17 protein-coding genes and 1 pseudogene are annotated in these 19,736 nt (G+C 53.0%); all 18 read left to right on the plus strand.

What is annotated here, in order from left to right:
• Positions 1 to 103 precede the first annotated feature (103 nt).
• The 18 genes and pseudogenes from LY264_RS25455 (at position 104) to traX (ending at position 19,729) form a co-directional block, all read left to right on the plus strand.
• Positions 104 to 577, plus strand: a complete 474-nt coding sequence (locus tag LY264_RS25455) for a DotD/TraH family lipoprotein (protein ID WP_172694113.1) — start codon at positions 104 to 106, stop codon at positions 575 to 577.
• Positions 574 to 1,380: a type IV secretory system conjugative DNA transfer family protein gene (locus LY264_RS25460; RefSeq protein ID WP_153754041.1), complete on the plus strand. Its 807-nt coding sequence runs from the start codon at positions 574 to 576 to the stop codon at positions 1,378 to 1,380. The genes LY264_RS25455 and LY264_RS25460 overlap by 4 nt, the downstream gene beginning before the upstream one ends.
• Before the next feature lie 11 nt (positions 1,381 to 1,391).
• Complete coding sequence (traJ, locus tag LY264_RS25465) at positions 1,392 to 2,552, plus strand: plasmid transfer ATPase TraJ (protein ID WP_153754040.1); 1,161 nt, start codon at positions 1,392 to 1,394, stop codon at positions 2,550 to 2,552.
• A complete protein-coding gene (locus tag LY264_RS25470) occupies positions 2,549 to 2,836 on the plus strand; it encodes a hypothetical protein (protein WP_040231189.1) in 288 nt (95 codons plus the stop codon). The genes traJ and LY264_RS25470 overlap by 4 nt, the downstream gene beginning before the upstream one ends.
• Before the next feature lie 40 nt (positions 2,837 to 2,876).
• A complete protein-coding gene (locus LY264_RS25475; protein WP_153754039.1) occupies positions 2,877 to 3,416 on the plus strand; it encodes a hypothetical protein in 540 nt (179 codons plus the stop codon).
• Between the two features lie 361 nt (positions 3,417 to 3,777).
• A pseudogene (locus LY264_RS25950) lies at positions 3,778 to 6,993 on the plus strand (LPD7 domain-containing protein); the annotation flags it as partial.
• 1,289 nt (positions 6,994 to 8,282) lie between these two features.
• Entirely contained in the window at positions 8,283 to 8,642 is a 360-nt protein-coding gene (locus LY264_RS25490) for a conjugal transfer protein (RefSeq protein WP_249457701.1), read from the plus strand.
• The gene (locus LY264_RS25495) at positions 8,639 to 9,340 is read left to right on the plus strand and encodes a DotI/IcmL/TraM family protein (protein WP_040231195.1); all 702 of its coding nucleotides are present in this window, start codon (positions 8,639 to 8,641) and stop codon (positions 9,338 to 9,340) included. The genes LY264_RS25490 and LY264_RS25495 overlap by 4 nt, the downstream gene beginning before the upstream one ends.
• A 10-nt stretch (positions 9,341 to 9,350) precedes the next feature.
• Complete coding sequence (locus LY264_RS25500) at positions 9,351 to 10,334, plus strand: DotH/IcmK family type IV secretion protein (protein ID WP_123924694.1); 984 nt, start codon at positions 9,351 to 9,353, stop codon at positions 10,332 to 10,334.
• On the plus strand, positions 10,334 to 11,650 hold the full coding sequence (traO, locus tag LY264_RS25505; protein ID WP_153754037.1) for a conjugal transfer protein TraO: 1,317 nt from the start codon (positions 10,334 to 10,336) through the stop codon (positions 11,648 to 11,650). Before LY264_RS25500 ends, traO begins: the two co-directional genes overlap by 1 nt.
• Positions 11,631 to 12,404 carry a conjugal transfer protein TraP gene (gene traP, locus LY264_RS25510; RefSeq protein WP_153754036.1) on the plus strand — a complete coding sequence of 258 codons (774 nt, stop codon included), beginning with the start codon at positions 11,631 to 11,633 and terminating at the stop codon, positions 12,402 to 12,404. Before traO ends, traP begins: the two co-directional genes overlap by 20 nt.
• Entirely contained in the window at positions 12,404 to 12,928 is a 525-nt protein-coding gene (traQ, locus tag LY264_RS25515; RefSeq protein WP_040231200.1) for a conjugal transfer protein TraQ, read from the plus strand. Before traP ends, traQ begins: the two co-directional genes overlap by 1 nt.
• Before the next feature lie 33 nt (positions 12,929 to 12,961).
• Positions 12,962 to 13,366, plus strand: coding sequence for a DUF6750 family protein (locus LY264_RS25520; protein ID WP_040231201.1), 405 nt, complete (start codon positions 12,962 to 12,964; stop codon positions 13,364 to 13,366).
• 183 nt (positions 13,367 to 13,549) lie between these two features.
• Positions 13,550 to 14,281, plus strand: a complete 732-nt coding sequence (locus tag LY264_RS25525) for a conjugal transfer protein TraT (protein WP_228553287.1) — start codon at positions 13,550 to 13,552, stop codon at positions 14,279 to 14,281.
• 71 nt (positions 14,282 to 14,352) lie between these two features.
• Complete coding sequence (locus LY264_RS25530; protein WP_153754035.1) at positions 14,353 to 17,406, plus strand: ATP-binding protein; 3,054 nt, start codon at positions 14,353 to 14,355, stop codon at positions 17,404 to 17,406.
• Entirely contained in the window at positions 17,403 to 17,975 is a 573-nt protein-coding gene (locus LY264_RS25535) for a conjugal transfer protein TraV (protein ID WP_153754034.1), read from the plus strand. Before LY264_RS25530 ends, LY264_RS25535 begins: the two co-directional genes overlap by 4 nt.
• Before the next feature lie 12 nt (positions 17,976 to 17,987).
• Positions 17,988 to 19,190 carry a conjugal transfer protein TraW gene (gene traW, locus LY264_RS25540; protein ID WP_153754033.1) on the plus strand — a complete coding sequence of 401 codons (1,203 nt, stop codon included), beginning with the start codon at positions 17,988 to 17,990 and terminating at the stop codon, positions 19,188 to 19,190.
• Positions 19,187 to 19,729, plus strand: coding sequence for a conjugal transfer protein TraX (gene traX, locus LY264_RS25545; protein ID WP_153754032.1), 543 nt, complete (start codon positions 19,187 to 19,189; stop codon positions 19,727 to 19,729). Before traW ends, traX begins: the two co-directional genes overlap by 4 nt.
• The last annotated feature ends 7 nt before the right edge of the window (positions 19,730 to 19,736 follow it).

The raw sequence follows: 19,736 nt of genomic DNA on the forward strand, positions 1-19,736 counted from the left end.
CTCTGCCGTTTACTTCCGATCAATATTTCTACCGTCTGCAAAACTCCGTCGCCCTGAATCTTCTGGCCTTAACCTCAGTCGCCCTCCCGGCAAGGTAACTACTATGAACTACTTAATTCTTCCCGGCGTGCTGGCTATCTCCCTTCTTGCCGGCTGCCAGCCTTGGAGTCCACCATCGACACCTCCAGCTTCAGTATCTCCCGACCGCTACGGTGCAGCATCATCTGTCGCCGTTGCCCGTCACACGCAATATCAGATGTGGAATAACGGTCTTTGGTCCGGTTCGAAAAATGCGCCATCTCCCATGGAAATAATACGTACTAACAGTGCTGAGGTTTCCTTCGACTGGGAAGGTGATGCTGTGGAGTTACTGGCTGAACTGGCGCGTGCACGAGCCCTGCAATTCAACTACAGCGGCGTGCGTCTGCCCCTACCCGTAACGCTACACGTTCGGGGTATGACGTTCAGCAACGTGCTGCGCGTGATTGAAGCGCAGACAGCATGGCGAGCTACCCTGAATCAGTATCCGGGACTGCTCCAGCTCAACTTCATGCAACCGGAGACCAGTAAGAAATGAAAGGCTTTCTCTTATTACTTTTCCCTGTACTGCTCCTGACCGGTTGTGCCACCGATCGTCCTGCGTCACCAACAGATGCGAGTGTGTCTCCACCAGATATGCAGGCCTGGCTCAATCCGGAGCGACAGAGACCTGACAGTATTTCCGAAACTCGCTGGCAGATGCTTACTGATGCTGGCAGAACACTGGGATTTCGAGGGGGTAAATCTCAGCGGGCGTGGGAGTTGACCCAGGCGCTAAATGCCCGAGAGTCAACCCTCAACGCCCTTTACGATTTCCGGCCGCTTATCAGCCCTGAGGGCTGGCTGCCGCCGGTTATCGATGAAGCGCAGGACGTTGCACGCATCACTCCTGATCAAATCCGCACCGCCTCAAAGGTCTGGACCATTATCCGACCGGAGAGATTTGTCAGTAACCCGCCCAGTTGGCGCAGTTGGTTACTTCGCGGGCTGGCCACCACGGCAACCCCGGGCACAGAAGGGCTGGTCGTACCGGAAGACAGCTCTCAGAGAAAGGTATGGGAAGACGCGCTGAAAAAAGGCTGGCAGGAAGGTCGCGAAAATGCCGATCTGACCCTTGAAGCCAGTATGAATCAGCTCACCCGTGATTATCGGGGCATGATGCTTTACTCCCTGCTCTGGCGTCGGGGAATGATTTCCCGACCGGAAGTTACCGAACAACAGCAGACTGTGACCGGCAGTGGGCAGAAACTCATTACTGGCGATCGCGTACGCCGACTCAAATCACATGCGTCGTTTGAGCTCCAGAAGTCCCGCTGGCGCCCGTCTGTTACCATTCAGTGAGGAGTTTTCTCGTGAACACATCTGTTATCCCGGATAAGTTCGGGATTTTTCCATTTAGTGGTGCCTTCACAGCCGACGAGTTCAGGGCATTTTTTGCCTGGTGCTCAGCACAAGCTGTAAGTGACGTGGACCTGGTCGGTGGATCTCCCGTTTCCGTTAGCCGTTACGGTCGGCGTGAGAGAGTCTCCGACACCGTACTGCCGAATACCATGCTGGGAAATATGCTTGATGACCTGCTGGGACCAGAAGTGCGCCCTAGAGTGCAGGGTGGTAAACCGTCGGACAGAGCCATCCAGATCGACGGCGACATGCACGGGCGTTATGGCCTGAAACGGGGTGAACGCGTGCGACTGCGCGCGCACATTATTCAGGGAACCTCTGCCCGGGAAGAAAAGGCATTATCCGTCACTCTGCGCGTGATCCCACACATCATTCCCGACTTTCTGAAGATGGGTATAGAGCCTGATCTGGCAGCCTCCATGTTGCCAAAAACCGGGCTGGGTCTCATCTGCGGCGAAACAGGTTCCGGAAAATCAACACTTCAGGCGGCGTTGTATCGACACTGTCAGAACACTCAACCTGACCGCAAGATTGTGACCTACGAAGATCCGGTTGAGTACATTCTTGGCCGTCCCGATGACCTTTTGCCACCGCATCAGGCTCAGGTAGGCCGTGACGTGGCAAGTTTTGCAGATGGGCTTCGCTCCGCCATGCGCCGTAACCCGGAGATCATCGGTATCGGGGAGATCCGTGATACTGAAACAGCAGAAGCCTCTGTTCAGGCCGGGGAAAGCGGACACATGACTATCGGGACTCTGCACTCAAAGTCACCGGGTGAAACCCTGAACCGATTACTTGGTTTGTTCCCGCCTCAGATTCGAGACGCGCGCGCGTGGGAGCTTCTTGGTATGTTGCGTTTCATCGCAGTCCAGGTACTTGTCAAAACAACTGATGGCAAACGTCGTGCCCTTCGGGAATACATCGTATTCGACGATGACTTACGCGACGCGCTTCAGAATATCCCGTCAGAAAAGTGGCCGGCGCACATCGACACCATTCTGAGGATGGAAAAGCGGCGTATTGTCGATCAGGTGCGGGAAGGTTTCGTAACAGGTGACATAGACAGAGATGAAGCGGCGCTCTATCTGTCAGGTAAGGAACTAACGCAATGAAACGAGAAGGGTTCTGGCGTTATGCCACTCCGCCGGTCAGCTTTTTTGGTATTCCGCTGCCGTTCCTGCTGCTGTATCTGGTTTGGTTTCGCTGGCCATCCATGAACACGCTGTATATCTGTTCCGCCATTCTGGGATTCTTTGTTGCACTGAATTTCTTTGGCTGGAGTATACGAGCCATCTGCCTGCGCGTGGTTAGTACCTTCAGAGGAAAGATTGCCTCCGGTCGTCCCTGGTGGTACCGACATTTCATTGAAAAGCCGAGAGACTGGACCGGGTTGTGAAGTTGTTAGGAATATAAAAACGAATATAGTGAGGAAAATTATGATAATTAACCTGTGTAAAAAAACAATGTCGCTCATCGACAAAAAAAGATATGAGCTATTTAATCGCACTCAATACCCCGCAAACCGAGAAGAAATGGTTAAACTGGTAATTCAGAAAGGTTTAGAAAGCCTTACCCTGGAAAGTTTAGATGGAATGATAAACATATCAGGTTTACACCACCCCGGAGTTTTCTTCTATAATAAGCTTGACGTTGAATTGCGTGGAATACTCTGGAGACCTGATCCGAATGAATGTGCATCCATACTGAAAGAGATGGCTCCTTGTTTTGTTGCAGTTTTTGGGAAACCGGGTTCCGGCGTCACAACTTTGATTAACGAGATAGCAACTCTTTCAGACCAAGGATTGATGGTCTGTGATGGAAAACCAAATAATATAAACATATCTATAGGCGTAAATGCTTTTCTCAATAAAAGAAGTGTACTGACAGCTGTGACAGCCATTGGAATTAATGATGTTATTGCTGAATTATCTCATCATTCACTTTTTATTATGCCGGACGGCAAAAAGATCATATAAACATCTCATTAAGTAACCCTGTAAAACACAAAATCAAAGATATTTATTTTCACCAGACTTCTATTGGATGATGTGATTATGTCTTTAATTCATCTTTATGGGTTTGTATCCCTGGGATTTATATCTCTTTTAATTCTGTCATTTATGCAGTCAAAAAATCTTTTAAATATGAAGTTGAACCATCATAAGTCAATATCAGAAATATCAGCAGCAACTGCATCTGAGACGAATGCTTGCGTTTTCTGTCACTGCTTCTGCCCACCGGATATGCCTTTCCGGATTATCTCTGCGACTGAATGAACCCCTTACCGTAACGCATCTTCCCGCGTTATCCCATTCGCCTCCGCCCTGGAGCAAGGTCATGAAAAAGAATCACCGCGTATGGCTTGCCGTGCCTCATGAAGAGAAGGATGAAGCCATCAATGCCCACCCACGTTTCAGCAATGGTCAGAAAGCCCTTGAATGGGACAATGAACACCGGCTCTGGTATGCCCAACCAGGTGCCGAGCTGAGCAGGTTCGAACGATGGATGCCCCGGCCACACGAACTGTCGATGAATGCAGATGATCCGGTAACAGAGTTTGCACAAAAACTCGAAGAAGCAGGGCTGATTGTTAAAGGGGTGCCCGTGATGGATGGCAGCCTTCAGCGTGTACCGACAAAACAGGACAAAAAGGGTTCCAAAAGCGGAGCTTACAAAGCATACCTGGATGGGCGCCCTGCCGGATGGTACCGCGATTATCGCAGCGCCGACGCAAAACCAACGCAGTGGGTGTTTTCAGGTGGTGGCGAGATGGACCCGCTTGCGCGCCTTCATCTCCGGGCTCACGCCCAGCAAACCCGTGAAGACAATGCGCGTGCTCTTGAGCAGCAGTATAAACGTCAGGCGGAATATGCCGCCCGATACGTTGACCGGTACCCACAGGCTACATCAAACGCCTACCTGACCCGCAAGGGAGTAGAGGCCGCTCCGGGTATAAGAATCAACGATAAGCAAGAGCTTGTTATCCCCTTCAGCAACGCGCATGGCGACATTCGCTCTTACCAGCGTATTCCTCTTACCGGTGGGAAAGACGCCCGGATTCTTAAAGACAGTGAAAAAACAGGTAACTGGTTTGCTCTGGGGACCCCGCAGAATGGCCAGCCGCTGCTGTTTGCTGAAGGATATGCAACAGCAGCCTCCATACATGAGGCATCAGGTCTGCCGGTACTGATGACTATTGATGCAGGAAACATGATTGCCGTTGGTCAGAACGCCCGTGCCGTCTGGCCTGACAGTCAGTTTATCTTCTGCGCAGACAACGACCATCAGTTAAAAAACCCGTTGACTGGTGAGCCTGAGAATAAAGGCATCCTAAGTGCCACCAGGGCCGCCGAACTGACGAACGGTGAAGTAATAGCCCCAGCATTTACACCGGCAGAGCTTGAACAAAACCTTACTGACTTCAACGATTTGATCCTCAGTAGAGGAAAAGACCTCGCCAGGCATCTCATCAATGTTCAGCTTCACGCTATGGGGATAGAAACCCCATTCAACACAAACTCACAAACCCGTAACGCCTTTGTAGAAGGCGGTCTTGTCTTCACCCCTGTTCAGGAAACTGCTATGGATAATCATGAATCTCCGGATATCGCACATATATCCGATAATGACATCGTCCGTGAACATACCGTTAGTAAGTTGGCCGAGGCCACTGCAGCAGAAAAACCAGCGACGGAGGCACCAGCGCAGCCTCCAGAAAACCAGACATCACAGAAAGTCGGGCGTGAAACGATAACATTGTTTCATGGTTCACCTGCCACCTTCAGTGCCATTGATTCTGAAAAAATAGGATTAGGTCAAAATCTGGTGGGGAAAGGTTTTTATACTGACACGTCTATTTTAGGCGTGCAGTATGTGATGGAGGAAATAAATCATAAGGACTTTCACATATATGAATTAGAGATCCCTTCTAAATCTGTTGTTTTAGATCGTTGGGATAATTCCACATTAACAGATGAACTACGGGAACGAATCAGAGAAGCTGGAAAATCGGGGCATCAGCAACTCAATGAAAGCGAAAATGTTTCTCGCTCAGAGATCGGAAATAAACTCGCTGACAGCAAGGCGATAGATGACACCTTTCTTAACTTCGCCAGCAGCCCTCAGGGGATGAGCATTCTGAAAGAGGCAGGCGTTGATGCATTAAAAGACAATAGTTATGTCGCTATTATCAATACGGATTTAATTGATAATATTCGTTTGCGCTCTGCAGGTGGAAATATAAAAGCAGAAATGACGCAATATATAGACAAGGCATTAAGTAACGTTGCTCAGGATGCTTCGAGATTGTCAGAGATATTGCAAAAGGAACAGAATATTTCAATACATTATGAAGCCATCCGTTCTGAACTAATAAATCTGACAGTGGCTCAAAACCGGCCCGATGAAGCTGAAAGGTTGACGGCTCTACTTACACATACATTCGTTGAAACTATTGATAGTCCCCCTGATAGAAAAACAAATATTACCCCCTTAAACCGACTATATGCGGAGGCAATAAGAAGCCTTGACCTGAATCATGATAATAGCGCTGCGCCACTGGGCCGCATTATTGATAGTGCTGTCGTAAACATAAACCCTGACCAGAAATTCGTTGCAGAACCCAATAAACCAGAGCCGGCAACTCCTGCCAACGAACAGAATCCCGCGCCGACTGAGCCGGAACAACCTCAACCTGCAGATGTACACGATGAGCCATCCCCCATGCCCCCAATAGAAGCTGACGTTTTAATTCCTGATACGCAGAACAACCCTGATGGGACGCTCGGGACATCTCCCGATGATTCCAGTCAGAGTAGCCAGAGCGTCGTCGAAGCAGGGTCGCATACACCGTTACCTGACCTGGATGATTATGCAGACATACGCGCGCAAATGGACGACCCACAGTTTGGTGAATGGATGCACAGTCAGTCTGATGACTTACCCCCTATGCCTGCTCAGGAACAACTTACAGCCCATGAACGGCAGGAAACGGATAAACAGGCTGTAAAACCTGAGGCGGCGTTACATGATAAAAACGCGGAGCCCCCGGCACCGATCTCGTCTGAATTGCCAATCCCTCCACAGTCCCCTGGAGTACCATCAACCGGGAAAAAACAGGAACAAACTCAGACAGCCGATGCAGAGGCAGACATTCCAGAGCCGAAACCGAACTGGGCGAAAACGGCAGAGAATGAGGTGAATGAAGCGGATGGACTTGTCTATGGGCCTCGTAGACCGGAACCGCTGCAACGTGAAGATCTGGATAAAATCATCAAAGCCCTGTCAACGGAAGAGCAGCGCGACAACACGGTGCTCTACCGCCTCGACGGGGAAGATGCCTTTCGCGATCTCGGCAACCGCCTCGAAATGTGTAACGGTGCAAGTCAGGACAAACGAAGGGTACTCGCCGCGCTGGCGGTTGCATCACGTTTTTACGGCGGCGTGGTGGAGCTAACCGGCAGTACGGAGTTTAAAGAGCAGGCTATGCGTCTTATTATCGAAAATGACCTCGATATCCGCATGAAGTTGCCTGCGCAGCGCGCGCAACTTGAGGCACTTCGGCAACAGATGGGGACGACCAGTGATTCAATCACAACGCATATACCTACGCCGGATCTGAATCGGCAGACACCATCACCTGATGCCGCACCGCCACTGTCATCGGCAACAGCCGCACCTGAAGCTGTTTCCTCTAACGCGCCTGGCACACCAACACCCCCTGCATCACCAAACCCGGTATCACAGGCACAAGAACCCGGCACGCCTCAGCCTGCGTTTTCAACCTCTACTGAGGCTGTCGCGTCAAAGGCTGCCGACAGTATCCGGGTCCCGGAAATGCCCGCTGAGCCAGCGCCCTCCACACTGAAACCAGGGCAGAGCATCACGGCGGTATTGAAAAACTTTGGCGAGGCGACCTACGAAAATAAAGAGCAAAAGGGTGGGAGCTTCTTTATCGAGCTACAGAACCGTGGAGGGAGTCATACCTACTGGGGGCAGGATTTAAGAGAACTTATAGAAAACCACAAAACCGGTGATGTGGTTACACTGACGCTTAACTCCCGTGACAGCTGGCATGTACCAGGAGAGGAAAATGGACGCGTAAAAAATAACTGGTCATTGACGTCCGCTTCGACTGGCCTTGCCGTGGCGCACGATCGGCCAGAGCAGGGGCAACCCCTGCAAGTTTTTCCGGTCGATACGTTTGGCCGTCTCACTCAGCAAATCCGTCAGGCCTGGCCCGAGTACACCACAGACCTGAAGCTGCCACCTCGCCTGGAAGAACGTCAGTTTTATCTGGGTGAAGACAGACACCCGGTGAAGTCACCGGTAGCTGCAGCAAGCATTTTGCCACCATCCACAGACGCCCCGGACAGGTTGATACCCGTTATGGCCTCTATGGACACACAGTCAAACCAGTTAGACCTGCTGCTTGTACAGTCAGCGGGGGAACATCTGCAGGGTATGGTGCGACTGGATGGCACACTGTATCCGGCACTGGCCACACCAACCACCGACAATAGTCAGTTGGTTATCAATGCAATCACCGACGACGGTCCCCGCTTTGCGGGTTACGGACAGGCGGTGAATTTCGAACCCGACGGCACTACCCGTGCCGCTCCTCAGTTGATGACGTTCCACCTGAAAGGTCGGGAAGAGGACACACCGCTTCCCGCCCGACTCTACACACCGGAAAAACAGGCAGACACCCTGTTCCAGCGTCTTGGTTTTGAACAGACCTGGAAACAATGGGATGACGCACGAAAGCCGGAGGGCAGACAGGAAAAAACGCTTCATCAGGAACACTCCCACAGCCCCGGCCGCTAAGCCGATAAGGAGAGAGAATGCGATATCAAATGCTTAAAGCCGGACTCTTGTCCGGCTTCATGCTTGTATCTACCGCCGCTACGGCGGCGACCTGCCGAGCAGGAAGTGCCGCTGAAGCGGGTAGTCAGGCTGGTTATGAGCGGGCCAGGGCGGCCGCAACAGCCTGGGAACAGCGCGAAAGCAATGTCTCATCCTCCCTGCAGTCCTGTCTGTCCCGTATCAAGAGCGTCAAAGTGAGCCTGCCGCAATTCCCCGGGCTCGATGAAATCATTTCTCAACTGGAAAATAAGGTCTGCGAAGCTGCCCTTGATAAGGTCAACGAACAGATTCCAGACAATATCGATCCCTGGAAAAACTTCAACTCCCGAAACCTATGACAAAACTGACTCAACCGGCCCCCCCTGCAAAGGGGCGGGCCTCCTCCGCTACGGAGGATCCGCTGAACGACGCCGTAAAAATGATGATCACGGCAGAAAAGCGCCAAAAAATGGCACCAGAGCTGATGAAGAGTAATCTCCGACTGGGGACTGGCCTACTTATCAGCATAATACTCAACGCCGGTTTAACCTGGGCTCTGATACAACAGCCACGGGATTACTTTGCCACCGACAGCGGACGCCTGGTTCGCCTGGCTCCCACATCCGAACCGGCATGGAGCCAGGACGATGCAATCGCCTTTGGCAGCAAGGCTCTGATGCGAGCCTTTAACCTGGACTTCGTTCACTATCGTGAGCAGGTATCTTCCACGGCCTCGCTGTTCTCTGAAGAAGGGCACGCCAGTTACATCCAGGCGCTTACTAACTCCAATATCTATGATGCCCTGAAGCGTGAACGTATGAACCTTACCGGCTCCGTTGGGGCTGGTGTCGTCATCCGGCGTGGACGCCTGTCTGACGGAACCTGGTTCTGGACTATGCAATATCCGGTACGTCTGCGTCTGGTTGGTCAGACAACCAGCAAGCCCGAACAGCCGTTTGTTTTCGAAATCACCATCCAGCGCGTAGATCCACGACAGAAACCTGTCGGGATGGAAATCCGCCAGATGATCTCACGCAACGCCCCCCGCAACCTCTGAGGCTCCCGCCATGAAACTTCGTTATCTCATGACCACCCTACTGCTGTGTGGTCCGGCTCTCGCAGCCGCTGCTGACAATACTGGCTGGCAGAACGCCAGGACACCTGGCGCAACAAGTGCAGCTCCAGCCCAGCAAGGTGCTGAACCACATACAACGGACGTACCCGCAACCCGGATTAGTGGGGAGTTACCGGCACCAGGACAAAGCTCACCGCTGGTAGACGAAGCGGCAAGCATGGACTCGCCTCTGTCAGCGGATGAGATACGCGAACTGCGTCTGCGACTGACAGACAACGAGCGGTCGGTAAATGCCCCAATGATAAGCGTGGTTCCGCGCATCAGTTCGTTAACCCTTAATCTTTCACCAGGAGCCAGTATCCCGTTGGTACGTACGGCCATGAACAACCAGAGCGTCGTTACCCTGACAGACATCAGTGGTGCGCCGTGGCCACAGTCGGATCCGCCGATTAATGCCAGTCCGAAGAGTTTTGACGTGAAATTCAATGCTGGCACCAACATGCTGGCGATAACCCCGCTGCGTCCGTGGGCGGCAGGGAACATTTCCGTGTATCTGAAGGGACTCGATGTTCCGATCATGATTAACGTGACAAGTGGTGAGACTGACACCCGCACAGCCAGCCAGGAGATCGACAGCCGGCTGGATTTACGTGTCCCACGCCTGGGGCCTGGCACCGCACTCCCCGGCGTGACCGTCGATAAAATCGCACTCCACAGTGCCACTTTGCAGGCCTTTCTGGATGGCACGCCACCGAAAGATGCCCGTCGCCTGAAATTCCAGGGCAACGTTCCAGACACCATCATCTGGCAAAGCGGTGATGATCTGATGGTTCGTTCCCGGGCAATGCTTCGCGATGAGTTTGAACAGACACTTTCTTCAGCGGACGGCACACATCTCTGGAAACTCCCCCTCACCCCGTTACTGACCTTCTCAGTGAACGGGAAATCCGTTAACGTCACGCCGGAGCTTCAGTAATGAGCGCAGAACAGGATGCCGGAAATAACGGCAAAAAACTTATTTCAATAATCGGATTTGGAGCCCTAGCTTTACTGACTGCCGGTTACTGGTTAGTGTCATGGCTGACACATGACCCTTCAGGAAAGGATTCTGCCGTTAACCTTAACGGCACGGCCTCAAGTGCCGTAACCACCACAACGGAAAGCCCGCGATACCGTGAGCTGCTGAAAGCCTCAAACGACTTAGGTGCGCAAGAAGCCGCACGGACTGATTCATCTTTTATCGCCAGCCTCCCGGTAGGCCTTGAAGTCACGGAACCCCCGCCTGATAAGCCGCCGGTAACAAAGCCAGCATCACAAGATCCACCATCGCCACAGTCGGTAAAATCGTCACGACGCACGGAAAACACGGCCGGAGAAGAGCAGGCGAACGAGAAACGCCAGGCTCAACTCCAGAAACTGCTTACGCGAATCAGTGCCGCGCAGGCGGGCGGTGATGCACCGGTTCTTGCCACTGCACTGGCAAGCGTTACGCGGACTTCACCAGCGTCTGGTGCTGGCCGCCAGGCAGAATCCACAGCTAAAACAGAAAGCGCACAGGTCTTCATCCCTGCACTCACTCGTGCGTCCGGTTATATGGAGACTGCCGTGGATTCGGATAACCCCAACTCAGAGGTGGTTGCGGTCATACCTGCCGGGCCGCTGGCTGGTGCCAGACTTCATAGCCCTTCAGTAAAACTTGCCGGAAATGGACTCGATATCAAATTCACCAGTATGAACTGGAACGGTATGGAACTGAACGTAAAAGCAAGCGCACAGAGCGAGAAAAACCTGATGTCTTCGGTGGCCTCCGATGTCAACCATCGATGGGGGACACACATCGTTCTGCCAGCTGTATTAGGTGGTCTTGGCGACCTGGGGGGACTGTACAAAGATGCTAACACGCAGGTCATGCAGTCCAGCGTCGGAACCGTCACCGGACGCGTGGGGAAACCTGACGGCAGCACAGTAGCTGGCGTAATGGTCGGTGGCACAGCCCAGACAGGTGCGGAAGTCATCAAACAGGAGATGGCCCGCGAGCCGTTCCGCCAGGTCACAGTGAAGCAGAAAGAGGTTATCTCCATTCTCTTCGTTGAATCAGTAACTTCAGACGACGTTATCAGTAATAAGAAAGTCGCACTCCCCGCTACCAGTACATCAGTACTAACACCCGTTGCAGCAGAGCAGCAAACAGAATCCCGCCTGCAGGAAGCCATCGTGCGCCGCCAGGCTGAAATCCGTCGTCAATATGGCGATACCGTACCCGTGAGGAACAATGATGAATCAGCAAATTGACATATCTGAAGAAGACACGCTGGAAAACGAGGATGATTTTGGTGCGCCAGATCCCCGTCAGAAACTGCCTTTCTGGAAGCGGGAGCTGCTGTTTGGCTATTCTCTGCCGTGGCTTCTCGGGATAACGCTTCTGGCAGTGGTCAGTCTCTGGTATCTGTTCGGTCCGTCACTGTCATTTACAAGTAACACACCGTCTGAAAGCAGCTTCAGTGAGGTTGAAAGTACGCTCGACGGTGCACCGCACAGTTCGGTTGAGACTATTCAGCCCACGAGGCCCCCGATCCCCGTAGCGCAGCCAGCGACACAAACTGCACCTCCGATGCTCCAGGGCGATACGACGAGCATGATGACGGATATTCGTGACGAGCTGAACGACCGCGATCGAAAGATAAATGACTCTCTGACGTCACTGAAAGACAGCGTCACCCGTCTGTCTGATGCTATCAAGAGGGATGAGGCATACGCGGTAGAAACGCGTGCCCAGCTTACTGACCTGATACAAAAGCTGGCAGTGCTGGAAGCCCGGGCAAGCGCCTCTGATACCTCAAAACCCGCTTCCAGGCTCCAAAAACGGCAGGTAGCCAGTGCTATTTCAGGCATGAAAATCATGTCACTGGAGTCGGGAATGGCCTGGATCAAATGGCAGGGCAGTACCTGGTCCGTCCGGGAGGGGGATACGCTGGGTAAAGTCACTATTCGTCAGATTGATCCCGCCACACGCTCAGTGGTGACAACAGGAGGAACCCTGCGCTAATGGCACTGGATGCCATTACGCTAATAGAGAACCTGGCTTCGGGCATCTTCACCGCTGGACTGGATTTACTGTTCAGTTGGTCTGAGATGATTGGTTTTTTTGGCCTCATCGCCCTACTGGTCCGGCAACGTTCCAGTCGTGGTCCCTTATCTCCGGGCAGGTTCGCTATTGGCCTTTTTTCCTGCGCCGCACTGGTATCCCTTCCCTCCATAATTAATGCCAGTGGTGCGCAGCTTGGTTTTGGCGCCACATCTTTTGATGCGATCGCTTATGTGCAGCCCGCCACCTACGGCGTTGCTGCAGGGGCCGCTAACGCCGTGCTTTCCCTGGTTCGGCTCGCAGGAGTGGGATTTGTCTATGCGGCACTCGATATGTTTCGACGTTCAGAACTTGAGGGGCATACCGCGCTCAGTTCAAGCGAAAGTATTCGTGCCGCGACCGTAAAGCTGATGGCCGGAACCGCGATGGTCTTTTCACCTCAGCTCATCGATGCCGCACTCTCCACCTTCGGACTCGCTTTTTAACACCATTCGTTTTTTATAACCCAAGGAGACACCATGTCACTTTTCCGTGCTATTTCCGCGCGTATTTATGCCGTTGTTATTTTCTGTCAGCTGACCATGATGCAGTGCCGTGAGCGAATGATTCAGGGGCTATGTGCCCTGGTTACGTTCCTGTTACCCGGCATGGCCTTCGCTGAAGGCGATATTGCCGACATGATGCGCAGCGCCGCTGACGGTGCTAAAAGCGGTAAAACTTCCGGGCTGGAAATTGCCCAGGCGATCGGCGTTTTCATCTTCATCGGTTCCCTACTGGCCTTCAAAAAAATTGGTACCAACCCGCAGGTAACACTCGGCCGCTGCTGTGCAGGTCTGGCTATTGGCGGTCTGCTGGCCGTTGTCCCTGAAATCATGAGTCGTACCCAGAAACAGCTCGGTACCAGCTCCGTCACCATCAGCTAATCACAGGAAAGGGTCGGTAAACACCGACCCTTTCAGGAGAAAACGATGAGTAATAAGAAAAAGACACCTGACCTTCGGTGGCTACATCCGCTTCCAGTGCCTGATGTTGTCCATACCACAGCCCCCCAACTTCCTGCCCCCGTGAGCGTTTCAGGGGGACGCTGTTATTGCTGCGGTGCTGATATGAAACATCTGTTTATGTTACCGGAATCCCTGCCCTTAACCCGGCTGGCGGAAGACGCGCAGGATGCAGAGGCCCGGCTACTCAGAGCGAAAGATACGCTGGCTCAGCTGGCGTCCCGCCCCACGCCGCAGGTACCGGCTGAATACGAAAAACATACTCGGGCACTGAAAGCCGCACAAACCGGGATGCAGCACGCATCACTTGCCGCCCGCCGCCTTGCCCTGCGCCACATTCCGACCGCGCTTCTGACCGATACCGGTTTACTGTCTGATACTGAATATGCTGAGTTCGAACGGCTCACGCTGCCGTTTAATCTCTGTTTTATCTGCCACGCCTGGCATGCCCTCAACGGATTTGCTGCTGCTCAGGGTGTAATGGTCTGGTTACCGGACCTGCATCCACGTAATGTCGTCGCCCTGAACCGAAAAGCTCTGCAGGCCGTTTTCAGCAACATTCCTTACAAAATTCGGGAGGGTCGCCGGGTGCTGTCGGAATTGATCCGGCATCGATTGCCTCTGGAAGAACGTTTCGGAGGGTGGCGGCCTGCTGATTATGCAGATGCGCTTAAACGCTTCCCGCCAGTCATTCGCGATGAAATGCGACAGAAAATGAACGGCGTGGCGTTGATCCTTACACCGGATTCAGTCACGGACAGTGACGTGCTGTCAGAAATCCCGCAGAAAAAAATAGTATCGGCGCAGCCCCCAGGCACCACTGTCACACAAAACTGAAGCGCACCTCGTCACACAGATGCGCCATCGCGCCCATCAATACACGCCATCCTGGTGGAGTCTTCACTGCTATGAATATCAACCGCCTTGTCTTCGCCATTGAAGACGTTATGAACACCTTTTCCCGTTTCACCATCTCTGCTGACTTTGTCGACTATTGCGACATTCGTACAGTGATCGGACTGGACAAACACGACCTGGAGCTCAGACCCTGGCTGGAAGCACCTTATATTGGTGTCACCCATCATGGCTATTACCTTTCTGTATTCGAAATTTCCGGGGCATTGCGTGAACTGTCAGAAACAGCTTCAGCCGACCATCCGGATGCGTTTGAAGGAATGATCGCTCACCTCACTTCCACACTCAGTACGACCTGGAAAAATACCGGCCATAAGTTGGCCTTCATTTTTGAACGTGATCCGGAAAAGGGGCGTGACGAAGTCAGCGCCATGATCGCCCCACAAAAGCGTTCCATTCAGCACATCGGCATCCAGTTGGATGACCTGCTCAATGAAAAGGTAAACGTAATCTCACCGTGGCTTGTCCGTGAGCGATGCTGGCTTGCCGTCTGGAGCTCACCGACACTGGTGAGCCATCAGGAAAGAACAGATTTCAACGCCACCGTTCGGGCTATCCAGGATAAAGCGCCGGTCGCGCGTTTTGGCCAGGAACCCTGGCGCTGGCAAATGTCTGGTCTGAAGATCAGGCATGACAGCTTTATCTCTACTCTTGAAAAAGCACTCGTACGCGGCGGAGACGGCCTGCTTGTCCGCCTGCTCGACGTGCCTGAGTTCTGTAACGAAATCAGACGTGAAACAGCACGTAACAGCACATCGGCAGCATGGCGCCCTGCACTACCGGGGAAGGCCGCCCCCTCAGGTACGCTTCATGATGATGACGCCACGGCTCTGCTTGCTCCCTTCCTGAATCTTCAGGTCTTTGGTTGTACACCAAAAACTGAAGGTAATCTGGTGTATGCAGAGGGGCTGTGGCACGGCATGGTAGCCATAACTCTGCCTCCTCAGCACCCCAGCCCCTTCAATGAACTGGTTAAACTGGTTCCACGTGCCGTTCCCTGGCGTATTCGGATCGACATCATGCCGGGTGGGATGAAGGCGCTGGGCTGGAAAAAGAATATTTCATCATTTGGACAATTTATTCCCTCCATTCGTCCGCTTTACGACGCTTTTACGCAGTTGGCTGAAACGGATGAACGAGACCCAGTTTGCGTGATGACCATTGTAGCTTCCACCTGGGGGCGTACCCGTGAAGTATGCACCCGTAATCAGATGCTGCTTGAATCAGCTATGCAGGGGTGGGGGGTTTGTAACACAACCACAACCTTCGGTGATCCACGCCGGGGATGGGTCAACAGCATGTTGGCAGCGTCAGCAGGCTCAGGCCCCGTCCCGCTTTATCCGCCACTCTCCCATGCGCTTTCTATGCTGCCTTTCAACCGACCAGGTTCCGTCTGGCGCGGGGAAGGTAATTTGATGCTGCACACTGAAGACGGCTGCGCCTGGGAAGTTGGGCTGGGTTCTTCACGACAGAACAAGCACACCGAACTTGCCCCGGGTGACTCAGGCCTTGGTAAGTCGGTACTGATTAATACCCTGACGGAAATACAGGTATCTTCCGCCCAGGTTTCACTTCCCTATGTGGCGCATATCGATAAAGGATTCAGCGCTATGGGGTTCATCCAACTGATTCGTGACAGTTTGCCGGAGGAGCGAAAGGACGAAGCCGTTGGTATTATTCTTAGCAACGACCCGTCTAAGTCGCGCAATGTTTTCGACATCCTGTACGGTGCCCATAAGCCAGTAACGCCGGAGAAGCAATTTATCGCGTCCATGCTGATGGCCTTCTGTATTGAACCAGATAAAGGAACACCTCCGAACCCGACCGATACCCGGCAGATAGTGAACCGCCTGATTGATCTGGCGTACGACATGCGCAGCGGTATTGAGCCAAACATGTTCCGGTCAAACGTAGAGCCAGAAGTGGACGAGGCGCTGGAGTCATGCGGGTTGAGAGATGAGCACGATCAGGAATGGTGGACTGCGACTCCATGGTATGAAGTACGTGATCTCCTCCATGAGCGTGGGCAGTTGTCCGCGGCTCAACGGGCGCACTATCAGGCTGTACCAGAACTCGCTGATATGCCAGCGTTGCTACGCAGTGAGGCAATTCAGGAGAGTTTTGGCAGAGTACAGCGTGACGGTTCACAGGAGCCACTACTGGAGTACATTGAGCGTTGTATGATTCAGGCACGACAGGACTATCCGATGATGGCCAGTCGGACTCGCTTCGCGCTGAACCCGAACACACGCATTATTGCCGTAGACTTAAACAACGTCGCTGGCGATAAGACCCCGGCAGGCAGACTGAAAACCGGCATCATGTTCCTCTTTGCTGGCCACATAACAGCTGGTGATTTTACGCTTCCTCAGTATCAGGAAGAGATATTGAAAACGGTGCCGGAAGCCTATCTCCCGGGCATTATACGGCGCATCAACCAGCTCGACAGCGAAATGAAAACAAAAATCTACGACGAGCTGCACAACGTCAAGGGCATTGATTTCATCTTCGAGGCGCTGGACACGCAGGACAGGGAACAGCGTAAGTTTGGCATCCGCACAGTGTTAAGTACCCAGTTCCTTACCGATTACCCGAAAAGCCTGCTCGACTCTGCCAACACCCTCTGGCTGCTGCGCTTCCGCCAGGAAGACATTCCTCTTTTACGAGACAGTTTTAAGATCCCCGAACACAATCTCCATGCTTTCCTGCGTATGCCAGCCGGTCCTGCTGCAGACGGTAGTGGAGTACCGATGCTGTGTATGATGCGCACGACCCAGGGCACGCTGGCGCGGATTGTCCGGTTTACGCTCGGACCGCTGGAGCTGTGGTCGCTTAACTCAGACAAAAAAGACGGTGCGCTACGCAAAAATCTCTCCGCGACGATCGGCACTGCCCGTGCCCGTCAGTTGCTGGCAGATAAGTTCCCACGAGGGTCTGCAAAAAAACTCATTGAGTACAGAGAGCGTAACAGTGGCGTCCGTGGCGATAAGGGTGTCATCGAATTGATGGCGGACGAAATGATTAACGAACTGGGGTATGACCTGTGATGTGTTCCATCCACCTGACGCCACGCTGCCGTCGCCCGGCAAAGGGACAGGTCAGACTTTCACGCCTGATGATCGATGTTGACGGCGTGGAGTTTGTTCTACCATCTCGTCACTTTCGTACAGACAGTGCAGTGAACTCTCGGGCTGTATACGCTACTGATCGTCGGGCTCCACAAGAAGCCTGTGGCGTTCTTCTTACGATCAAAGATCGTCCTCGCCAATTGGTAACTACGGCCATATGGCAGGTACAAGAGCCAGGCGAACAGGTGCGAGAATCGCGTCATGTGGTCCAGTGGCTGTTACCTGAGGATATAAGGACGGTGTTAAGTGATGATACCTGGTTATGGCCGGAGGGGGCAGAGACCCCACAACTCAGCCCAGGAGACTGGCCTGTACTGGATATTACCCCTTCAACTCACTCACGGATCGCTCGTCGTGGGTTGACTATCATAGACACCCGCAGCCGGGAAGGACGTATCAGCAGACGCTTTCAGACCTTCCCTCTGGTAGCCCTCGCCCCCGACCCACAGTCAACTCGCCTTCCCAACGTATTTACCCCGCTCAACTAAATGGAGAATTTCATGATACAACGCCATCTCCCCGCGCTGGCACTTGCCATCGCGTCCAGCCTTCCCACTGTTGCCAGTGCTTTCACAGTCAACGTGAACTCCAGTGTTCCGATAACTACTCAGGTTCTGCCTGAGATGGCCACCATCCAGGCAACGTTGGTCGAAATACTACAGATGCAGCAGGCCACCGGTACAGCAATCACACAGAATGCTGACAAGCTCGGCGCGCTGATTAATCAGGATGGACAGGCCACCCGTCAGCAAATGATTTTCAATAATGAAACCCAACGGCTGGAAGAAGCTAGACAGAGTTTTTCGGTACCGGATTCGGTCTGCAGTGATTCAGCCTCCGGCGTTGCTGCACAAAGTAAAAGTGCGTCAGGTAGTACCGCATCAAAACTCTCTTCCGGCAAAGGCGTTTCCAGCTCAGCGGTGCGTAAGAGGATTTCCACTGCATCAGAAGAGCAGGCCCGCGACGCTTATGACGGTGCGAACGTGCATGCAGCGTACTGCACAGCAGCAGAATATGAGCGTTTTGGTGGGACGGGGATCTGCCCAGCAGTCAGTAAAATGCCCGGTGGTGACAGCCAAGTACGCTCGATCTATGGTGGAGCAGGACCGGAAGGGACGGCACCAGCACTGTCCTGGACACAGGAACAGACCGACGCCGCAATGGCCTACATGAAAAACACATCTCGCCCTTCGGCCGGTCGCACGCCCGGTAAAGGTGAAGTCAACACCGTAACCGGACGGACGTATGTAGGATTGCTCAACGAGTACAACGGTATCACCGATGCCGCCTCTGAACCTCAGCTCTCGCTGATTGCCGACAGTAAGCCCAGTGAAACCACCCGTGATGCTCTGAAAGAAGCACTGCAGTCCCCTTCCGCAGCGCAGTATTTTGATGATGTGGCTTCACCCGAGGCGAAAGCGAAGGGCTACATGAGCCAGCGAGAATTTGAATCCTTTGAGGCCGGACGTCGATATGCAAATACAGCCTATCTCTCTGACCTGCAGCAAATGAACGGAGATAACCTTATGCGCGAACTCATCCGAACCACGGCGCAGATGAACTGGCAACTTAATGACATTAAAGAGTTGATGCGCAAAGGGAACGTTATCGACGGCCAGTTGCTCGCTGCCTTTGCCCGTCAGTCCTATGCCCCACGACTAAAACAACTCGAATCAGCCATGAACCAGGGAGCGGCCAAATGACATCTGAAAAAATAGTCTCACGAAAAAAAAGCCTCACCGGGCGTATCACCATCGGATTGCTTAGCATCTTTCTACCAGTGCAGGAAACGAAGTGGTTTCTGCGGTCAGCGAGACACATGACGTCACGTAATCTGGAGCGAATGCGTGATGCCTTTCCTGAGCTCAATACCGACGACAAACCGCCTGCAGCGCCTGACTGGGAAAAAGCCATTGAAGAATCCGGCTTTACTCCCGAACAACTGGATAAGGGGTATGTTAGCCAGCGCCGGCGCTGGCGATTTCTGTTCTGGCTTATGGTTATACCCGTTCCGCTTGCGCCACTGACAACATTCATTATCGGTGGGAGTATCACAGCGCACCAGATCAGCACCTGTGTGGTGCTGTTTTCCGGCGCTGGCGTGGCGTGGTCAAAAGCGCTAATCGTAACCTATCGACTGTGGCAGTTACGCAACCGGCGTGTAAGTCTTGCCGAAGGAGGCACCTTTCAGCACTTCATGACGGAAACACATGCCGTACGAGATGCCATTCTCAGAAAATAACGACCCT

This window comes from Citrobacter portucalensis (assembly GCF_023374935.1).
Taxonomy (GTDB): domain Bacteria; phylum Pseudomonadota; class Gammaproteobacteria; order Enterobacterales; family Enterobacteriaceae; genus Citrobacter; species Citrobacter portucalensis.

What these genes read in the sequence shown, in the direction of transcription:
- LY264_RS25455 (WP_172694113.1), top strand. Translation starts at nt 104, where the DNA reads ATGAACTACTTAATTCTTCCCGGCGTGCTGGCTATCTCCCTTCTTGCC.
- LY264_RS25460 (WP_153754041.1), top strand. Translation starts at nt 574, where the DNA reads ATGAAAGGCTTTCTCTTATTACTTTTCCCTGTACTGCTCCTGACCGGT.
- LY264_RS25470 (WP_040231189.1), top strand. Translation starts at nt 2,549, where the DNA reads ATGAAACGAGAAGGGTTCTGGCGTTATGCCACTCCGCCGGTCAGCTTT.
- LY264_RS25475 (WP_153754039.1), top strand. Translation starts at nt 2,877, where the DNA reads ATGATAATTAACCTGTGTAAAAAAACAATGTCGCTCATCGACAAAAAA.
- LY264_RS25490 (WP_249457701.1), top strand. Translation starts at nt 8,283, where the DNA reads ATGCGATATCAAATGCTTAAAGCCGGACTCTTGTCCGGCTTCATGCTT.
- LY264_RS25495 (WP_040231195.1), top strand. Translation starts at nt 8,639, where the DNA reads ATGACAAAACTGACTCAACCGGCCCCCCCTGCAAAGGGGCGGGCCTCC.
- LY264_RS25500 (WP_123924694.1), top strand. Translation starts at nt 9,351, where the DNA reads ATGAAACTTCGTTATCTCATGACCACCCTACTGCTGTGTGGTCCGGCT.
- traO (WP_153754037.1), top strand. Translation starts at nt 10,334, where the DNA reads ATGAGCGCAGAACAGGATGCCGGAAATAACGGCAAAAAACTTATTTCA.
- traP (WP_153754036.1), top strand. Translation starts at nt 11,631, where the DNA reads ATGATGAATCAGCAAATTGACATATCTGAAGAAGACACGCTGGAAAAC.
- traQ (WP_040231200.1), top strand. Translation starts at nt 12,404, where the DNA reads ATGGCACTGGATGCCATTACGCTAATAGAGAACCTGGCTTCGGGCATC.
- LY264_RS25520 (WP_040231201.1), top strand. Translation starts at nt 12,962, where the DNA reads ATGTCACTTTTCCGTGCTATTTCCGCGCGTATTTATGCCGTTGTTATT.
- LY264_RS25525 (WP_228553287.1), top strand. Translation starts at nt 13,550, where the DNA reads ATGAAACATCTGTTTATGTTACCGGAATCCCTGCCCTTAACCCGGCTG.
- LY264_RS25530 (WP_153754035.1), top strand. Translation starts at nt 14,353, where the DNA reads ATGAATATCAACCGCCTTGTCTTCGCCATTGAAGACGTTATGAACACC.
- traW (WP_153754033.1), top strand. Translation starts at nt 17,988, where the DNA reads ATGATACAACGCCATCTCCCCGCGCTGGCACTTGCCATCGCGTCCAGC.
- traX (WP_153754032.1), top strand. Translation starts at nt 19,187, where the DNA reads ATGACATCTGAAAAAATAGTCTCACGAAAAAAAAGCCTCACCGGGCGT.